The 17,160-nt window shown below is 51.0% G+C and carries 20 protein-coding genes; 7 read left to right on the top strand and 13 right to left on the bottom strand.

The genetic code is table 11. From position 1 onward, the window contains the following. Positions 1–21 precede the first annotated feature (21 nt). On the top strand, positions 22–1,875 hold the full coding sequence (secD, locus tag TK45_RS15050; protein WP_131259669.1) for a protein translocase subunit SecD: 1,854 nt from the start codon (positions 22–24) through the stop codon (positions 1,873–1,875). A gap of 12 nt (positions 1,876–1,887) precedes the next feature. Then, entirely contained in the window at positions 1,888–2,832 is a 945-nt protein-coding gene (gene secF / locus TK45_RS15045; protein ID WP_131259668.1) for a protein translocase subunit SecF, read from the top strand. 29 nt (positions 2,833–2,861) lie between these two features. Here the strand turns inward: secF and TK45_RS15040 are convergent, their stop codons facing one another. After that, the gene (locus tag TK45_RS15040) at positions 2,862–3,254 is read right to left on the bottom strand and encodes a rhodanese-like domain-containing protein (RefSeq protein ID WP_165490801.1); all 393 of its coding nucleotides are present in this window, start codon (positions 3,252–3,254) and stop codon (positions 2,862–2,864) included. Positions 3,255–3,335: 81 nt separating this feature from the next. Here TK45_RS15040 and TK45_RS15035 point away from each other — a divergent pair, with 81 nt between their 5' ends. Then, a complete protein-coding gene (locus tag TK45_RS15035; RefSeq protein ID WP_131259667.1) occupies positions 3,336–4,940 on the top strand; it encodes a GMC family oxidoreductase in 1,605 nt (534 codons plus the stop codon). 69 nt (positions 4,941–5,009) lie between these two features. Continuing rightward, entirely contained in the window at positions 5,010–5,429 is a 420-nt protein-coding gene (locus TK45_RS15030) for a BLUF domain-containing protein (protein WP_131259666.1), read from the top strand. A 64-nt stretch (positions 5,430–5,493) separates the two neighbouring features. On the opposite strand, the gene sodB is transcribed toward TK45_RS15030, so the two are convergent. Beyond that, positions 5,494–6,075 carry a superoxide dismutase [Fe] gene (gene sodB / locus TK45_RS15025; protein WP_131259665.1) on the bottom strand — a complete coding sequence of 194 codons (582 nt, stop codon included), beginning with the start codon at positions 6,073–6,075 and terminating at the stop codon, positions 5,494–5,496. Between the two features lie 200 nt (positions 6,076–6,275). Here sodB and TK45_RS15020 point away from each other — a divergent pair, with 200 nt between their 5' ends. Further along, the gene (locus TK45_RS15020) at positions 6,276–6,608 is read left to right on the top strand and encodes a Grx4 family monothiol glutaredoxin (RefSeq protein WP_131259664.1); all 333 of its coding nucleotides are present in this window, start codon (positions 6,276–6,278) and stop codon (positions 6,606–6,608) included. A gap of 34 nt (positions 6,609–6,642) precedes the next feature. On the opposite strand, the gene bfr is transcribed toward TK45_RS15020, so the two are convergent. Then, positions 6,643–7,122, bottom strand: a complete 480-nt coding sequence (bfr, locus tag TK45_RS15015; RefSeq protein ID WP_131259663.1) for a bacterioferritin — start codon at positions 7,120–7,122, stop codon at positions 6,643–6,645. A 69-nt stretch (positions 7,123–7,191) separates the two neighbouring features. Beyond that, complete coding sequence (locus TK45_RS15010; protein ID WP_131259662.1) at positions 7,192–7,386, bottom strand: bacterioferritin-associated ferredoxin; 195 nt, start codon at positions 7,384–7,386, stop codon at positions 7,192–7,194. Between the two features lie 209 nt (positions 7,387–7,595). Between TK45_RS15010 and TK45_RS15005 the strand changes: the two genes are divergently transcribed. Beyond that, positions 7,596–8,201, top strand: a complete 606-nt coding sequence (locus TK45_RS15005) for a peroxiredoxin (protein ID WP_131259661.1) — start codon at positions 7,596–7,598, stop codon at positions 8,199–8,201. A 43-nt stretch (positions 8,202–8,244) separates the two neighbouring features. On the opposite strand, the gene TK45_RS15000 is transcribed toward TK45_RS15005, so the two are convergent. Both TK45_RS15000 and rnt read right to left on the bottom strand, forming a co-directional pair. Continuing rightward, positions 8,245–9,129: a universal stress protein gene (locus TK45_RS15000; protein WP_131259660.1), complete on the bottom strand. Its 885-nt coding sequence runs from the start codon at positions 9,127–9,129 to the stop codon at positions 8,245–8,247. Positions 9,130–9,208: 79 nt separating this feature from the next. After that, a complete protein-coding gene (gene rnt, locus TK45_RS14995) occupies positions 9,209–9,832 on the bottom strand; it encodes a ribonuclease T (protein ID WP_131259659.1) in 624 nt (207 codons plus the stop codon). Positions 9,833–9,993: 161 nt separating this feature from the next. Here rnt and TK45_RS14990 point away from each other — a divergent pair, with 161 nt between their 5' ends. Then, a complete protein-coding gene (locus TK45_RS14990; RefSeq protein ID WP_131259658.1) occupies positions 9,994–10,854 on the top strand; it encodes an OmpA family protein in 861 nt (286 codons plus the stop codon). Positions 10,855–10,880: 26 nt separating this feature from the next. On the opposite strand, the gene gloA is transcribed toward TK45_RS14990, so the two are convergent. From gloA to rsxC, 7 genes are all read right to left on the bottom strand, one after another. Further along, entirely contained in the window at positions 10,881–11,264 is a 384-nt protein-coding gene (gene gloA / locus TK45_RS14985) for a lactoylglutathione lyase (RefSeq protein ID WP_131259657.1), read from the bottom strand. Positions 11,265–11,277: 13 nt separating this feature from the next. Next, complete coding sequence (locus TK45_RS14980; protein WP_131259656.1) at positions 11,278–11,775, bottom strand: TIGR00645 family protein; 498 nt, start codon at positions 11,773–11,775, stop codon at positions 11,278–11,280. A gap of 94 nt (positions 11,776–11,869) precedes the next feature. Beyond that, positions 11,870–12,502, bottom strand: a complete 633-nt coding sequence (gene nth, locus TK45_RS14975; RefSeq protein ID WP_131259655.1) for an endonuclease III — start codon at positions 12,500–12,502, stop codon at positions 11,870–11,872. A 2-nt stretch (positions 12,503–12,504) separates the two neighbouring features. Further along, positions 12,505–13,200, bottom strand: a complete 696-nt coding sequence (locus tag TK45_RS14970) for an electron transport complex subunit E (protein ID WP_131259654.1) — start codon at positions 13,198–13,200, stop codon at positions 12,505–12,507. After that, positions 13,193–13,834: an electron transport complex subunit RsxG gene (rsxG, locus tag TK45_RS14965; RefSeq protein ID WP_131259653.1), complete on the bottom strand. Its 642-nt coding sequence runs from the start codon at positions 13,832–13,834 to the stop codon at positions 13,193–13,195. The genes TK45_RS14970 and rsxG overlap by 8 nt, the downstream gene beginning before the upstream one ends. Then, a complete protein-coding gene (gene rsxD, locus TK45_RS14960) occupies positions 13,831–14,892 on the bottom strand; it encodes an electron transport complex subunit RsxD (RefSeq protein ID WP_131259652.1) in 1,062 nt (353 codons plus the stop codon). The genes rsxG and rsxD overlap by 4 nt, the downstream gene beginning before the upstream one ends. After that, a complete protein-coding gene (gene rsxC / locus TK45_RS14955; RefSeq protein WP_131259681.1) occupies positions 14,889–17,153 on the bottom strand; it encodes an electron transport complex subunit RsxC in 2,265 nt (754 codons plus the stop codon). The genes rsxD and rsxC overlap by 4 nt, the downstream gene beginning before the upstream one ends. Between the last annotated feature and the right edge of the window lie 7 nt (positions 17,154–17,160).

The following is a 17,160-nucleotide window of genomic DNA, read 5'->3' as shown; positions in this document are numbered from 1 at the left end:
CTGCAAAAAGGACGTTGAGTTGTGTTGAACAAGACTCCCCTGTGGAAAACGCTGATGGTCATACTGGTGATTGCGGTCGCCGGTTTGTATGCGTTGCCCAATATTTACGGCGAGGATCATGCCGTACAAATCTCGCCGGATCGCAATGCCGTCATCGATAGCACCGTGTTGCTGAATGCTGAACAAGCATTGGCCGATGCGGGCATTAAGATTAAAGGGTCCAAATTTGATGCGGATAGCAAACAAATTCTGATCCGTCTGGAAAACCCCGATCAACAAAACCAGGCGCGCGAGACCATTGCTGCCGAACTGGGCAACAAATTTATCGTCGCAAACAACCTGGCACCGGATACCCCAGAGTGGCTGAAAGCCCTCGGCGGTGAGCCGCTGAAGCTGGGTCTGGACTTACGTGGTGGTGTACATTTCCTGATGGAAGTGGACATGAATACCGTGCTCAAAGACAACCTGCAAAGTCTGCGTGATGAACTGCGCCGTTCGCTGCGGATTGAAAAGATTCGCTACCGTACCGTAGAGGTTGAAGGTAACAGCGTGTCTGTGCTGTTCCGTGATGCGGACATGCTGAGCCTGGCGGAGTCGTTTATCAAACGTACCAAGCCTGACGTGGTGGTCAGCGAATCCGGTGAGCTGACGCTAAAAGTCGTATTCAGCGAATTAAGCCTGAAAGAAACCCGCGACAATGCAGTGAAGCAAAACATCACTATCATGCGCAACCGGGTTAACCAATTGGGTGTGGCAGAGCCGCTGATTCAGCGTCAGGGCCCAGATCGTATCGTGGTGCAATTACCGGGTATTCAGGACACGGCTTACGCTAAGCAAATTCTTAACGCTACGGCGACGCTGGAATTCCGCTTGGTGGATACCGAACACGATGTGCGTGATGCGCTGAACGGTCGTGTGCCACCGGGTTCTATCCTGATCGATAATGATAAAACCGGCCGTCCGGAATTGTTGGTAGATACTATCGCGCTCAAAGGCAGCCATATCGTCGATGCCCGTGCCGGGGTTGATGAAAACGGTCGTCCACAGGTCAACATTAAGCTGGACTCTGAAGGTGGTGCGCAAATCACCGCGTTTTCACGTGAAAATGTCAGAAAGCCAATGGCAACGGTCTTTATCGAATATAAGCCTTTGCCAGAGCGTGATGAAAACGACAAACCTGTGTTTGAGAAAATCCAGCGCGTTATCAGCGTAGCAACGATTCAGACCACACTGGGTCAGGCATTCCGCATTACCGGTCTGGACAGCCCGGGTGAAGCACATAATCTGGCACTGCTTCTGCGTGCCGGTGCACTGATTGCGCCGATTCAGATCGTCGAAGAACGCACCGTCGGCCCAAGCCTGGGTAAAGAGAACATCGAACTGGGTCAAACCGCCATATTATATGGTCTGGTGTTGGTACTGGCATTTATGCTGTTCTACTACAAAAAGTTTGGTCTGGTCGCTAACGCAGCCTTGCTGGCTAACCTGATTCTGATTATCGGAGTGATGGGGCTTATCCCGGGCGCGACGCTGACATTACCGGGTATGGCCGGGATTGTTTTGACGGTGGGCATGGCAGTTGATGCTAACGTGCTGATTTTTGAACGTATTCGTGAAGAATTACGAGAAGGCCGGGGACCACAGCAGGCAATCCATCATGGTTATGACAGTGCGTTTTCCACCATTTTGGATGCCAATATCACCACGTTGATTGCCGCAGTGATTCTGTTCGGTATCGGTACCGGTCCGATTAAAGGCTTCTCCATTACGCTGGCTATCGGGATTATCACCTCGATGTTTACTGCGATTGTGGTAACCCGCGTGATTGTGAATAACGTCTGGGGTGGCAAACGTGTCACCAAGCTGTCGGTGTAAGGAGTCGTCACTATGTTTCAGTTAATCAAATTAAATGACGTTGTCGACTTTATGAAGTTGCGTGTTCCGGCCATGATCATGTCCGGCGCGTTACTGATTAGCTCAATGATTTCATTGGGTGTCAATGGCCTGAACTGGGGGCTGGATTTTACCGGCGGTACGCTGATTGAAGTCGGCTATGAACAACCCGCGCAACTGGATGCGATTCGTCAGCAAATGAACAATGGCGGATTCCCGGATGCGGTGGTACAAAACTTCGGCAGCAGCCGCGATGTACTGATCCGTCTGGCACCCCGTGAAGGCGTGAAAGCTGCGGAACTGGGTGATCAGGTTGTTAGCCTGCTGCGTGCCGATGGTAGCCAGGTGGAACAGCGCCGTATCGAGTTCGTTGGACCAAACGTGGGTGACGAACTGACTGAGCAGGGCGGTTTGGCCATGCTGGTGGCGTTGCTGTGTATCCTGATTTATGTGGCGATGCGCTTTGAATGGCGTTTTGCGCTGGGCTCGGTATTAGCCTTGGCGCACGATGTGATTATTACGCTAGGTCTTTTCTCAGTTATCCAGATGGAGTTTGACTTAAACGTCCTGGCGGCGCTGCTGGCGGTAATTGGTTACTCGCTCAACGATACCATCGTGGTGTGTGACCGCATCCGTGAGAACTTCCGTAAGATGCGTAAAGGTGAACCGGTTGAGGTGGTGAATAACTCACTGACGCAAACCCTGAGCCGTACCATCATCACATCATTAACCACCATTTTGGTATTAGTCGCGCTGTTCTACTTTGGTGGCGCGATTATTCATGGTTTCGCCACGGCGTTACTGTTTGGTGTGTTTATCGGTACTTATTCATCTATTTATATCGCCAGTTCCATGGCGCTGTTACTGGGTGTAAGCCGCGAAGATCTGATGCCACCTGAGGTGGAAAAAGAAGGCGCGGATCAGGAACCGCTTATCTAAATCAAAAAAACCGCCTTTGGGCGGTTTTTTTAATCTACCTTTTCCGTCGTCCCACCGGCTTGTTGCCAGGCGCTGAAGCCGCCTTCTATATGGCACACGTTGTCCATACCCATCATCTTTAATGTGTCTGTGGCCAGCGCCGAGCGCCAGCCTGACTGACAATACAGCACAAAGGTCAGTGGCTGAGCAAACAGAGGTTTGTGATAGGGACTGGCCGGGTCAACCCAGAATTCCAGCATGCCGCGCGGTGCATGAAAGGCCCCGGCTATTTTGCCCGTACGCTGTAACTCGCGGACATCACGTATATCAACAAACTGCACATCAGCCTGATGCACCATGCCCTTGGCCTGCTCAACGCTGATGGTCTTTATTCTGGCATTGGCTTGTGCCAATAACGCTTGGTAGCCTGTGCTGATTGGCATAGTTTTTCCTTAATGATCAGGTTGTTAACTGGTGACGAATTGCGCAAAATGGAATCCCACTTTAGCCCGAAAATAATAACTATGGCTATCAGACAAGAGTATGACTATATCATCGTAGGTGCAGGCTCTGCCGGTGCCACCCTGGCCGCACGATTAAGCGAAGTTCCAGATATACAGGTGTGTTTGCTGGAAGCTGGTGGGGTAGATCGTAACCCCCTCATTCATATTCCTTTCGGGTTGGCGCTGATGGCGCGGTTTAATCATCTGAACTGGCAATATAATACGGTGCCGCAGGCCGGGCTGAATCAACGCAGGCTTTATTGGCCAAGGGGTAAAACCCTCGGTGGTTCCAGTTCGGTCAATGCCATGTGTTATATCCGCGGCGATGAGCGCGATTATGATGATTGGGCAGAGCAGGGTGCAGAAGGCTGGCACTGGCAGCAGGTTTTACCCTATTTCAAAAAATCTGAGCGTAATAGCCGTGGAGCCAACCACTGGCACGGTGACAGTGGGCCGCTACAGGTCTCGGATTTGCGTTATATCAGCCCTCTCACGCAGGCGTTTATAGATGCCGCTACTGAGGCAGGACATCAACAGGTAGACGATTTCAATGGTCCAGAGCGAATTGGCTTAGGGCAGTATCAGGTGACGCAAATAAACGGCCAACGCTGCTCGGCCGCCAAAGCCTATTTGAGCGAGGCGCAGGCGCGCGGCAATCTGACCATTTTGACCGGTTGCCTGAGTGAGAAAGTGTTGTTTGCCGGTGACAGGGCGATTGGCGTGCAAGTACGCTTGCGTAATCAGCGCCAAAGCCTGATTGCCAGTCGCGAAGTGATTTTATCCGGCGGTGCGGTTAACTCACCGCAACTATTGATGTTATCTGGGATTGGCCCGGCAGAGCACCTGCACCAACAGGGTATTCAGGTGTTGGCTGACGTGCCCGGGGTGGGGCAAAATTTGCAGGATCACCTGGATGTGATCATTCAGCATCGTGGCCAGGCACCGGGCAGCTATGCGATCAGCGCCAAACAAGTACCACGTTATGCGCAGGCGGCATGGCGCTATTTGTTTTCACGTAATGATATTTTCAGCAGCAATATCGCCGAAGGGGCGGGCTTTCTGCAAAGTCGGCATGGGGATGGCCGTACCGATCTGCAGCTGCATTTCTTGCCGGCTATTTTACAGGATCACGGCCGCAAGCTGGTCGGTGGCTACGGCTATGGTTTACATGTGTGTCACCTGTATCCCCACAGCCGCGGTACAATCCGCCTGCAATCCACCAATCCGGCCGACGCACCATTAATAGACCCGGCCTATTTAAGCGATTCGCGAGATCTGGATTATTTGCTCGATGGTATCGAGCAAGCGAGGACGATTCTGGCCACGTCTTCCATGCGCCAGTTTGCCACAGAAGAATTATTACCGGGTAAGCTGGTGAACGATAAGGCCGCCCTGACCGCATTTATTCGTCAGCATGCCGAGTCTATTTATCATCCTGTGGGTACCTGCAAAATGGGAGCGGAGCAGGACTCGCAAGCCGTGGTGGATCCGCAGTTGCGCGTACGCGGTGTGCAGGGTCTACGGGTGGTGGATGCCTCGGTGATGCCGTCGTTGATTGGTGGTAACACCAACGCCCCAACCATTATGATTGCTGAGCGTGCCGCAGATTTAATCCGATGCGATTAAAGAGATTGCGCGATCGTTGACGGACTTGACTACACTGTCGCTAGTCAGGTTCGTACGGATTTTTTAGTTATGTATTTAGTCAGACTTATTTACGCCAGCCAAATTAGTCCTGAGTTTAAAGCGGAGGATATTGAAAATATTCTTGAGGTGGCACAACGGGATAATAAAAAACGCTTTATCACAGGCATGCTGTGTTTTAACCGAAAATATTTTTTGCAGTGTTTGGAAGGATCCCGTGCTGTGGTTAATGAAACATACCAGTTAATTTGTCGTGATAAACGTCATCAGAATGTGGTGATTTTAGATTATTGCCAGATTGATCGGCGTGAATTTGCGGACTGGAGTATGGGCTATGTACCTACGTCCCGTATGAAAGAACAACTGATTTTGACCTATTCCCCTAAAAATGAATTCTTACCGTTTGAATTATCCGGTGAAGGAGCCCACGGCATGATGCTGGCATTACGCAATCAGGTCGAAAAAAGCTAACGTGGTTTCTAAGTAGATACAAAAAAGGCAGCCACATGGCTGCCTTTTTTTGCTGGAATAACGCTTATGCGAAGTTTTTCGCAGCGAATTCCCAGTTGATCAGTGCCCAGAATGCCTGCATATAGTTAGGACGGACATTGCGGTAGTCGATGTAGTAGGCGTGCTCCCACAGATCCACCGTCATTAGTGGCGTGACACCGGCTTCAGTCAGCGGGGTACCTGCGTTGCTGGTGTTAACGATGTCCAGTGAGCCGGCAGCAGTTTTTACTAACCAGGTCCAGCTTGAACCGAAGTTGTTCACTGCTTTGTCATTGAACGCATCTTTGAAAGCCGCGAATGAGCCCCATTTCGCGTTGATGGCATCAGCCAGCGCGCCTGTTGGTTCACCACCACCATTTGGACTCAGGCTGTGCCAGTAGAACGTGTGGTTCCAGATTTGCGCAGCATTATTGAATACGCCACCTTGTGAAGTACGCACGATATCTTCCAGACTTTTGCCTGCAAACTCAGTACCTTCAATTAAACCATTCAGTTTGGTCACGTAGGTAGCGTGGTGCTTACCATAGTGGTACTCCAGAGTTTCCGCAGAAATATGTGGTTCCAGTGCGTTTTTTTCGTAAGGCAGAGCCGGTAATTCAAAAGCCATGTTGCAATCTCCATTGTGTTTGTTCAGCACGTCCCCATATAGTCGGGAACGCTAACCAGTCAGTTTGAGCCCAGTGTCTCAAATTTCAGTGTCCCATTGATATAGGGGTTAGCTATAAATAATTCAACAACTTACTTGGGTGAAAATGTGCCAGCAGGTAAAATAGGCCATCACACATGTATTCGAAGGTGCTTTATACAATGGATACCCTGGAAAAGATCAAACAGCAAATCGCTGAAAATCCAATTCTGATTTATATGAAAGGCTCGCCTAAACTGCCAAGTTGCGGTTTTTCGGCGCAGGCGGTACAGGCGCTGATGGCCTGTGGTGAACAATTCGCTTATGTGGATATTCTGCAAAACCCGGATATCCGTGCAGAGTTGCCTGCTTATGCCCAGTGGCCAACTTTCCCGCAATTATGGGTAGACGGTGAGCTGGTCGGTGGGTGCGACATTATGCTGGAGATGTTCCAGCAGGGCGAACTGCAGCCGCTAATCAAAGAAACGGCCGCCAAGTACAAGCAGCCAGAATAAGCAAAAAGCCGGCATTTGCCGGCTTTTTTAATGCTTAGCTGCTGTGGTGGGATATTTGCGATTGCTGGTAATTCTGTAACCCGACTTTTTCAATCAGGCTTAGCTGGGTTTCCAACCAATCAATGTGTTCTTCTTCACTTTCCAATATGTCTGCAAACACATCACGGCTGACATAATCCTGTACGGATTCCGCGTATTCGATGGCGGCTTTCAGATCCGGCACCGCATCCAATTCCAGCGCGAGATCGCATTCAAGCATTTCTTTGGTGTCTTCGCCGATGCGTAATTTGCCCAGATCCTGCAAATTAGGTAAGCCTTCCAGAAACAGAATCCGCTCGATCAGTTTGTCGGCGTGCTTCATTTCATCGATGGACTCTTCGTATTCCTTATGGGCAAGCTTGTCCAGCCCCCAGTCTTTGTACATCTTGGCATGCAGAAAGTACTGATTAATCGCGATAAGCTCGTTACCTAAACAGCGGTTTAAATGTTTGATGATATTGGCGTCGCCACGCATAGCCCTTCCTCGTTGGTTGTTATTTGTACAACCAAAAAGGTAACCCAAGCGGGCGGTAAATGAAACGGTCTAGACGACTTCTTTAAACAAAGATTCGTCGATAATGGTGTTATCGATGATTTGCTGAGCGGCTCTGATGCATTTACCACATTGGCCACCTATATTCAGGGTCTGACGTAATTCACGCATACTGCCAACACCCTGTTCTCGCACAGCGTGTTTAATTTGTTTGTCAGTAATGGCATAACACAGACAGATATACATGTGACCTCCGGCAAAGTGCAAATGATAATAGTTATTATTTAGGTGCTTTGCAAGGAGATTTTTTAAGCAATGTATGGAGTAATCCGACCAATCAAAACAAAGTTGATTAATTTCAATCGGTTACTTGTTTTGCGTAGGAACGACCCCATTTAACCCCGGCAAGTGGCACAAAGCCATTGACGATTAACACAGTACAACTGGAGATAAATATGAGCGTTTTAGTCGGTCGCCCAGCCCCGGATTTCACCGCCGCAGCGGTATTAGGTAGTGGTGAGATTGTTGATAATTTCACTTTGAGCACAGCCATTAAAGGTAAAAAAGCCGTAGTGTTCTTTTACCCACTGGATTTCACTTTTGTATGTCCGTCTGAACTGATCGCATTCGACAAGCGTTATGACGAGTTCAAAAAGCGTGGTTGTGAAGTGATTGGCGTGTCAATTGACTCTCAGTTCTCTCACAACGCATGGCGTAACACCGCCATCAATGATGGCGGTATCGGCCCGGTTAAATACACCCTGGTAGCTGATGTTAAGCACGAAATTTGTCAGGCCTATGATGTTGAGCACCCGGAAGCCGGCGTGGCATTCCGTGGCTCGTTCCTGATTGATGAAGAAGGCATGGTACGTCACCAGGTAATTAACGATCTGCCATTGGGTCGTAATATCGACGAAATGCTGCGCATGGTTGATGCTCTGGATTTCCACCAACAACACGGCGAAGTATGTCCGGCCGGTTGGCAGCAAGGTAAAGCGGGTATGGATGCAAGTCCGGAAGGTGTTGCCAAGTACCTGGCTGAGAACAGCGAAGGTCTGTAAAAACAAAAAACCGCCTACGGGCGGTTTTTTAATGCCAGTGGATTTAATCTGGTTGCAGCACCAGCACGTTGGTTTTCAGCAGGCTGAGGGTGCTCTCTGCGGTATTCCCCATTAATTTGGCTTTCAGGCCTTTACGGCCAACCGTACCGATTACCATCAATGCCGCGCCAAATTCAGAGGCCAGGCTGGGGATCACCAAATGAGGCTCGCCGACTTTGATATGGATATTTTCCTCCGGCAACGCGTAATCACCGGCCATGTCCAAAATTTTAGGCACTAACTTTTTATGTGCTTTGGCTAACTCTTTGTCTTTATCGATAATGCCCAGATCCTTGAGCATAGGGGATATAGGTAAACTATAAGCTACATGCAGTGGCAGTTGCATCTCATTAGCCATAGTGATCGCCGCATTTATCAAAGTCTGATTGAGGGATTTCTTGGTTTTTGAGCGGCTGCCCAGATCCAGGCTGACCATAACCGTTTGCTTACGTCGCCAGCGCTTTTCTGCGACCAATAACACCGGGCTGTGGCCATTTCGCATTACATGCCAGTCGGTGGGGGTATAAAACATTGTCTCTGTGCGGTGGCCGGTTTTGACGATCAGATCACAGCGATTGCTTTCACAGTAGGATTTCACCCATTTACCGATATCTCGCGTCCAGACCGTGTCACTGCTGACGGTGCCGGGCAGGGCGGTTTTGCTCAGGGTTTTGTCCAGCCAGACTGCGCGCTGACTAATGGCATTTTTCTTAAGTGCCTGTTTTTGCTCGTCGCTAAGCTTTTTACCCAGGCCCTTGGTGGCTTCATAACAAAACGCCACCACATGCAGTTTGAGCTTTTGATCATTGGCGAGGCTTTTTGCCCAGGCCAGCGCCATTTGCTGTTTATCCTGCGGATCTGCGATGACCAGAATGTGTTTAAATTGCATTGCCGTGCCCTATGACTGAGTTGGATGATTCAGTATAGGGCCAAAAATTTAAAAAAAGCTGACGTAAATCAAATACTTTTTAAACCGGCCAGCCAGCCAGGCTGTGCCATTTATTGACGATGTGGCAAAACAACTCAGCGGTTTTTTGCGTGTCGTACAGGGCCGAGTGCGCTTGTCGGTTATCAAACTCAATACCGGCTGCCTGGCAGGCTTTTACCAGCACGGTTTGTCCCAGTGCTAATCCCGCTAGGCTGGTAGTATCAAACGACACAAACGGATGAAATGGTGTGCGCTTTATATGGGAGCGTTCGATGGCGGCATTCAGAAACCCCTGATCGAAGGCGGCATTGTGTGCCACCACCACTGAGCGCTGGCAATCGGCATCTTTTTGCGCATGGCGAATGCCCTTGCACAGCGCCTTCATGGCATCGGTTTCATTGATGGCCCCACGCAGCGCGCAATAAGGATCGATACCATTAAAATCCAGTGCGGCTTTTTCCAGGTTCGCCCCCTCAAACGGTTCGATATGAAAATGAAAAGTTTTATCCGGGTGTAAGAACCCATCTTCATCCATCTTCATTGTAATAGCGGCAATTTCCAGTAACGCATCGGTCTGATTGTTAAACCCTGCGGTTTCGACATCGATAACCACCGGGAAATAGCCTCGGAAACGTTGATTAAGGGCAAAGGTTGGGTCAGACATGGTGCTCGCATCGCTGGAAATCAGCGCGTATTATGACAAGACTACCGGGTAACTACCACCCAGCGGCGGTTCGATTGGGGAGAAACTCAGCGATCTGATAATTGATCCTCAATTAATTTGCGCAATGGCCGATAGTATCAGGCGAGAGTAGGCTGGTATTTATGAAACGATTAATCACAATCCTGAGTATTTTACCCATGCTGGCACACGCCGGTGTGCGTCACTATGCAGCTTCCGTGGAGCAATCTGACTGGCAGTTAGATGCGCCCAACCGGCTGCAATGTGAATTATCCCATCCCGTGCCTGGCTACGGTACCGCGCGTTTTTACAGTCGCGCCAGTAAACAACTGAATATGGAATTCGAGTTGGATATGCTGATGTTGCCAGATGTGTATGCTATGGCGGCAGTTTATTCGGTACCACCGCGCTGGATGCCGGGCGCAATGCAGCGCACCATCGCCGAGATGCCACTGCGCAGACAATACACAGGCGACTTGCCCAAGGTGCCGGCCTGGACCATGTTGAGTGAATTGGAGAAGGGTTTCTGGCCAACGGTGCAGTATCAGGACTGGTATAACCCTTACGATAAAATAGCGGTAGGCCTCAATGCCGCAAACTTTACCCCGGCCTATCAGGATTTCGTGGAGTGTGTGGCAAATCTGCTGCCGTACTCATTTGAAGATATTCAGTATTCTGTGCTGACCTATCAAAAAAATACTGCTGAGCTGACTAAAGAAGCGCAGAAAAAGATGCAGATGATCGGTATGTATCTTAAAGAAGATCCGCAACTGGAGCTGATGCTGGTGGACGGTTACACCGACAGCTATGGCGGCAGTGGCACCAACTTTAACCTGTCGGTTCAGCGCGCCGAGTCAGTCAAACAGTACTTTATTGATATGGGGGTGGATGCCGCCAGGATTGAAGTGACCGGCCACGGTGAACGCCGCCACATTGCCCCGAACGACAACGAAATGACCCGCGCCAAAAACCGCCGGGTGGTGGTAAAGATGAGCAGAGGCTAATAAAAAACCGGCAATTGCCGGTTTTTTTAACTGCGCTGAATCAGCTCGATGGCATACCCATCCGGATCACGCACAAACGCGATGATCGTGCTGCCACCTAATACCGGACCGGGTTTGCGATATACGTCCGCGCCTTTGGCTTCTAACTGCTCACACAGGCCATAAATATCCTCACAACCGATGGCGATATGCCCATAGGCGGTGCCTAAATCATAACTGTCCTGATCCCAGTTATAGGTCAGCTCCAGCACGGTGTGGTTGGCTTCATCGCCATAGCCGACGAATGCCAGGGTATAGCGATATTCCGGATTGTCGGCTTGTCTTAATACCTGCATGCCCATTAACTGGGTATAAAAATCCAGTGAGCGTTGCAGGTCGCCGACCCTCAGCATGGTATGTAACAGTCTCATGGTGGTTCTCCGGTTAATTTTTGCGTGTGGCTTTGTCTAACATGCCCATCGCAAAGGCCGAAACGACAAAGGTGAGGTGCATCAGCACGTACCACATGAGTTTATCATTGGCGATATTGGTGGCATTCATAAACACTTTGAGTAAGTGAATGGATGATATCGCTACAATCGACGCGGCCACTTTGCTTTTCAGTGAGTTGGTATCCAACGTGCCTAGCCAGGACAATTTTTCGGTGTTTTCACCCAGATCGATGCGCGATACAAAGTTTTCGTAGCTGGTAAACATCACCATAATGATCAGGCCGGAAACCAGCGCGATATCGATCAACGACAACACCACTAATACCAGATCGGCTTCTTTAATCTCAAAAATCACTGGCATCAGGTGGAAGACTTCCTGAAAAAATTTAACGCCCAGTGCAATAAGGGCAAGGCTTAAGCCAAAGTAAATAGGCGCCAGCAGCCAGCGAGAGGCATACATCAGGCGTTCGATCATGTCTTCTAAGTTCATTTTTATACCGTATAAAACAGGTTAACGGTGCCGTTGATACGCGATGAATGGCGCTCCACTCATTGCAGATCAATGACGCTATCAGCGTAATTTATCAGTCGGTTTTTTGCTTAAATTCGCACAAGTCTTCGATTAAACACGAACCACAACGAGGCTTACGCGCCACGCAGGTATAACGCCCATGCAGGATCAGCCAGTGGTGTACATCCACTTTAAACTCGGCGGGCACTACTTTCAGCAGCTTTTGCTCAACCTGATCGACATTTTTACCCGGCGCAAAATTGGTACGATTGGATACCCGGAAAATATGTGTGTCCACCGCGATAGTCGGCCAGCCAAATGCGGTATTGAGTACCACATTCGCCGTCTTACGCCCTACACCTGGCAGGGCTTCCAGTGCTTCGCGACTCTCTGGTACTTCTCCGCCATGCAATTCAACTAACATTTTGCAGGCTTTGATGACATTTTCGGCCTTGCTGTTATACAAGCCGATGGTTTTGATGTACTCCTTCAGGCCGTCGACGCCCAGATCCAAAATGGCTTGCGGCGTGTTCGCAACCGGAAATAGTTTGGCGGTGGCTTTGTTCACCCCCACATCGGTAGCCTGAGCAGAAAGGGTCACGGCAACCAACAATTCAAATGGCGTGGTAAAATGTAGCTCCGTGGTCGGATGCGGATTGGCGTCGCGCAACCGGGTCAAAATTTCATGGCGTTTTTGTTTATTCATGCTTATTCAGTGGTCACGCGCACGCGCTGAATGGTCTGGGTTTGTGCCGGTTTGGCATATTTGCGTTCGATACGTTCGTTCAGTGCATTCTTGGCGGCAATCAACAGCCCCATACCTAAAAATGCACCGGGCGGCAAGATGGCCAGTAAAAACGCACTATCCGGCACAAATAACTGCACAGTCAGGCTACGTGCCCAGTCACCGAGCAATAGTTCGGCGCCGCTAAACAGGCTGCCTTTACCCAGCAGTTCACGCATGGCACCTAAGACGACGAGGACCAGAGTAAAGCCCAGTCCCATCATCAGACCATCCATCGCCGACTCTTTGAGTGGATGTTTGGAGGCATAGGCTTCGGCGCGGCCGATAATCGCGCAGTTCGTCACGATCAGTGGGATAAAAATACCTAAGGTGAGATAGAGCTCATAGGTGTAAGCGTTCATAAGGAGCTGCACTATGGTGACGAATGCCGCGATGACCATAACAAATATCGGGATGCGGATTTCATTGGGCACCACATTGCGTACCAGTGACACGGTAGCATTAGAACCTATCAATACGGCGGTGGTGGCCAGGCCAAGCCCTAATCCGTTTATCAGGGTGGACGTGACGGCCAGTAATGGGCATAAGCCCAGCAGCTGCACTAACGCCGGGTTATTTTTCCATAACCCCTGCAGGGTTAACTCTTTCATTTCACTCATTGTTTTCAACCTGACAATGATTGCTGGCAGCAAAGATGGCATCACGCTGCCCGTTGGCAAATTCTACTGCGTGTTTGACCGCGGCGACTACCGCGCGTGGGGTGATCGTGGCACCGGTGAATTGATCAAACTGGCCACCGTCTTTTTTCACGGCCCACTGTTTGCCGTTACTGTCATCCAATTGCTTGCCGTTGAAGGACAACACCCAGTCGCTGATGCGTAAATCGATTTTATCGCCAAGTCCGGGTGTTTCATTGTGATTTAATACCCGCACGCCACTGACTGTGCCGTCAACGGTGAGCCCTAACAACAAGTTGATGCGACCATTGTAGCCATTGGGGCCGACAGTCTCGATAGCCATCGCCACGGGCTGTTGTTCCTGTCGGGCGCGGAATATACGTACAGGCTCATCAGTACCAAATACCTCTGCATCCTGCCACTGTGCGCAATCATGCTGCACATCATTGTCGAACATGCCGCTTGGCAGCACGCTGTTAAGTGTGTCGACCAATTGCTGTTCTTGCTGGGCGCGGATAACCGGAGCGGTGATGGTTTGCGTCACGGCGATCAAAGACGTGGTGACCAGCGCAAAACCACCGAGGATCAGGCCATTTTTACCTACCAGTTTAATCATCGGCGTTTACTCCAATGCCCATAAACCCGGGGTTTCAGATAGTAATCAATCAGTGGCACGGCCATATTCATAATCAAGACAGCAAATGCTACGGCATCCGGATAGCCGCCAAATGTGCGGATCAGGTAAACCCACAGACCAATGCCCGCACCATACACTAAGCGACCTTTGTTGCTGGTCGCGGCGGAAACTGGATCGGTGGCGATGAAAAATGCCCCGAGCATGGCTGCGCCGCTGAATAAATGGAATGCGGGAGATGCATAAATACTGGCATCGGTGGCATACATAACCGCAGCGATGGCGGCTAAGGTACCGAGCATGGCACCGGGAATATGCCAGTTGATCGCTCGTGTCTTGATCAGAACCAGTCCACCCAGCAGGTAGGCCAGATTGACCCATGCCCAGCCGATGCCCATTCCATGATTAAAAATTTCGTTTTGCAGGCTTTCATGATAGGTCAGGCCCAGTGTCAGATCGGTACGTACCTGATCCAGTGGGGTAGCCAATGTCACGCCATCAATATTGGTTTGCAGCTGCCCCAGGCTGTAGCCATCGGTGGTAAAGCCGGTGAACACGACACTGGCGGCATCAGCCAAATTCACCGAAAACTGGGTCAGTGCTTGAACCGGTGCCCAGGCGGTCATCTGCACCGGGAAGGAAATCAGCAACATCACGTAGGCGGCCATAGCCGGATTAAACAGGTTATTACCCAATCCCCCATAGAGTTGCTTTACGATCACGATGGCAAAAAAGGTACCCAATACCACAATCCACCAGGGGGCGAGCGGCGGAATACTGATGGCCAGTAAAATCGCAGTTAATACGGCAGAATAGTCGCCCAGCGCCCGTTCGAAATTGCGCTTACGCAGGGCCAGAAATACGCCTTCACTGACCAGTGCAGTCAGTACGGCCAATATCAGTTGCACCAGTATGCCCCAGCCAAAAAAATAGCCCTGCACCACAATGCCGGGCACCGCGCAATAGATGACCAACCGCATTAACCCAGCGGTATTACGCATGGCATGCTGGTGGGGAGAGCTGGCGACTTTAAAGGTCATGATGGATCATCCTGTTGTTGCGCTTTTTTCGCTTTGGCACGCGCGACCGCGGCTTTTACCCGGGCGCGCTTTGCGGCCTCTGCATCATCAACCTGCGTGATATCGTCTGGTTGGTGGTTAGTTTCAGTGGTACTGGCGGCCTTTTCTGCATCGCGCTTGGCCTTAGCTTTGGCAAGGGCTGCCGCGACACGGGCTTTTTTGGCCGCGTCTACGTCATCAATTTGGGCATTTTCGGCGGGCTGAGCGTCGCTTTCAGGTGCGTCGTCGGCCTTTTCTGCGTCGCGCTTGGCTTTCGCTTTGGCAACGGCTGCCGCGACACGGGCTTTTTTCGCCGCGTCTGCGTCATCAATTTGGGCATTTTCGGCGGGCTGAGCGTCGCTTTCAGGTGCGTCGTCGGCCTTTTCTGCATCGCGTTTTGCTTTAGCGCGTGCAACGGCGGCGGCAACCCGAGCTTTTTTCGCCGCCTCAGCATCATCGCTTGCTGCTGGCGAGGCAGATTCGACGGTTTCTGTAGTCTGTGCCTGCTGGGCTTCGCGCTTGGCTTTAGCGCGGGCAATGGCCGACGCGACCTGGGCTTTTTTAGGATCGTCGGCTAGCGCTGAGGCCTTGGCCGGTTCACCGGTTTGGGCCTGCTGCGCCTCGCGTTTGGCTTTGGCACGGGCGATGGCGGCAGCCACTTTATCTTCATTGGCCTCTGGCACTGCATCGGGCTGCGCGGCTTGCTTCTTGGCTTGTACCCGGGCCAGTGCGGCGGCAATTTTGTCCTGCGGATTGTCTGCCGGTTGTTGCATCGCCTGACGACGACGTTCAGCGGCTTCGGCGTGTTTGGCTTTGCGCTCTTCTGCCTCACGCTCTAAACGTGCATTACGGGCTTCGAAGCGCTGACGAGCCTTGTCAGATTTCTGTTTCTCCTGTTCCTGAATGCGGATGTCGGCCTTGGCGCGGCGATAGTAATGCACCAGCGGAATATCGCTGGGGCACACATAAGCACAGGCACCGCATTCAATACAGTCAAACAGATTAAAGTCCTGAGCGCGCTCCAGCTCATTGGCTTTGGCATGCCAGTAAAGTTGCTGAGGCAGCAAACTGGCAGGGCAGGCATCGGCGCAGGCTGCACAGCGGATACAGCTTTGTTCATCTGGTGGCAGTGGCATGGCCTGGTCAGAGGGTACCAGCACACAGTTGCTGGTTTTCACCACTGGGGCCAGATCCGTATGCAGGGTAAAGCCCATCATGGGGCCGCCCATAATAATGCGTTTTTTCTGTTGTAATGAGCTGACGTATTTTGCCTGATTTAACAGGTGATATACCGGCGTACCCAGCGGTACCCAATAGTTGCCGGGGGCCTGCAAGCTTTCACCGGTTAAGGTAACGACCCGCTCAATCAGTGGCTTACCGCTGAAAATGGCATCGGCGATGGCGTAGCAAGTGCCGACGTTTTGCATGATCACGCCCACATCAATGGGCAGACCTTTGCGCGGTACTTCACGATCCAGCAGATTCTGGATCAATTGCTTCTCACCACCAGCCGGATAACGGGTAGGGATTGGACAAACTAGATAACGACTCTGATCTTTACACGCCACCCGCATAGCGTCGATTGCCTCGGGTTTGTTTTCTTCAATGGCAATCAGCACTGCACCCGGATTGAGCAGGTGAACCAGAATGTCGATACCCTGACGGATCTGCCAGGCGTGTTCACGCATGAGGCGATCATCGGCAGTAATATAAGGCTCACACTCCACACCATTGATGATCAAAAATTCCACGTCTTTCTTGCTGGAGATTTTCAGATGGGTCGGGAAGCCTGCACCGCCCATGCCGCTAATCCCGGCATTACAGATGGCTTCAATGATTTTCATCTTTGGTAATTGCGCATAATTGGGGATGGGCGACAGGGTCGTCCATTGTCCCAGACCATCGGGTGTGATTTCGATGGTTTGCTCAGGTAAACCAGACGGATGCGCCGCGGCATGCAGACCAATGCGGGTAACCGTGCCTGACGTTGGGGCATGCACGGGCACGGCGAACGGGTTGGGGCTGGCCGTAAGCACCTGGCCTTTAAGCACTTTATCCCCTTCTTTAACCTGCACTTTGCCTTCAACCCCAATATGTTGTTTCAGGCTGACAAATAACTTGTCAGGCAGGGGCAGGGCAGCGATTGCGGTCTGATTAGATAAGGCTTTACGCTCCGGCGGCTTGACGCCACCGGGAAAGCTAAACAGACGACCCGCTTTTAGGCGGTTAAACAGACTTTCCATCGACACG

This window comes from Bowmanella sp. JS7-9 (assembly GCF_004329715.1).
GTDB lineage: Bacteria > Pseudomonadota > Gammaproteobacteria > Enterobacterales > Alteromonadaceae > Pseudobowmanella > Pseudobowmanella zhangzhouensis.
The sequence above is the reverse complement of the archived record's forward strand: the minus strand, read 5'-3'. Positions and strand labels throughout refer to the sequence as shown.

Bases quoted from the DNA above. Each gene is read 5' to 3' on its own strand.
- TK45_RS15030 (WP_131259666.1), top strand. From the start codon at position 5,010: ATGTATTTAGTCAGACTTATTTACGCCAGCCAAATTAGTCCTGAGTTT.
- TK45_RS15010 (WP_131259662.1), bottom strand. From the start codon at position 7,386: ATGTATATCTGTCTGTGTTATGCCATTACTGACAAACAAATTAAACAC.
- gloA (WP_131259657.1), bottom strand. From the start codon at position 11,264: ATGAGACTGTTACATACCATGCTGAGGGTCGGCGACCTGCAACGCTCA.
- bfr (WP_131259663.1), bottom strand. From the start codon at position 7,122: ATGCGTGGCGACGCCAATATCATCAAACATTTAAACCGCTGTTTAGGT.
- rnt (WP_131259659.1), bottom strand. From the start codon at position 9,832: ATGTCTGACCCAACCTTTGCCCTTAATCAACGTTTCCGAGGCTATTTC.
- sodB (WP_131259665.1), bottom strand. From the start codon at position 6,075: ATGGCTTTTGAATTACCGGCTCTGCCTTACGAAAAAAACGCACTGGAA.
- rsxC (WP_131259681.1), bottom strand. From the start codon at position 17,153: ATGGAAAGTCTGTTTAACCGCCTAAAAGCGGGTCGTCTGTTTAGCTTT.
- rsxG (WP_131259653.1), bottom strand. From the start codon at position 13,834: ATGATTAAACTGGTAGGTAAAAATGGCCTGATCCTCGGTGGTTTTGCG.
- TK45_RS14980 (WP_131259656.1), bottom strand. From the start codon at position 11,775: ATGAACTTAGAAGACATGATCGAACGCCTGATGTATGCCTCTCGCTGG.
- rsxD (WP_131259652.1), bottom strand. From the start codon at position 14,892: ATGACCTTTAAAGTCGCCAGCTCTCCCCACCAGCATGCCATGCGTAAT.
- TK45_RS15035 (WP_131259667.1), top strand. From the start codon at position 3,336: ATGGCTATCAGACAAGAGTATGACTATATCATCGTAGGTGCAGGCTCT.
- TK45_RS15000 (WP_131259660.1), bottom strand. From the start codon at position 9,129: ATGCAATTTAAACACATTCTGGTCATCGCAGATCCGCAGGATAAACAG.
- TK45_RS15040 (WP_165490801.1), bottom strand. From the start codon at position 3,254: ATGCCAATCAGCACAGGCTACCAAGCGTTATTGGCACAAGCCAATGCC.
- TK45_RS15020 (WP_131259664.1), top strand. From the start codon at position 6,276: ATGGATACCCTGGAAAAGATCAAACAGCAAATCGCTGAAAATCCAATT.
- nth (WP_131259655.1), bottom strand. From the start codon at position 12,502: ATGAATAAACAAAAACGCCATGAAATTTTGACCCGGTTGCGCGACGCC.
- TK45_RS15005 (WP_131259661.1), top strand. From the start codon at position 7,596: ATGAGCGTTTTAGTCGGTCGCCCAGCCCCGGATTTCACCGCCGCAGCG.
- TK45_RS14970 (WP_131259654.1), bottom strand. From the start codon at position 13,200: ATGAGTGAAATGAAAGAGTTAACCCTGCAGGGGTTATGGAAAAATAAC.
- secF (WP_131259668.1), top strand. From the start codon at position 1,888: ATGTTTCAGTTAATCAAATTAAATGACGTTGTCGACTTTATGAAGTTG.
- TK45_RS14990 (WP_131259658.1), top strand. From the start codon at position 9,994: ATGAAACGATTAATCACAATCCTGAGTATTTTACCCATGCTGGCACAC.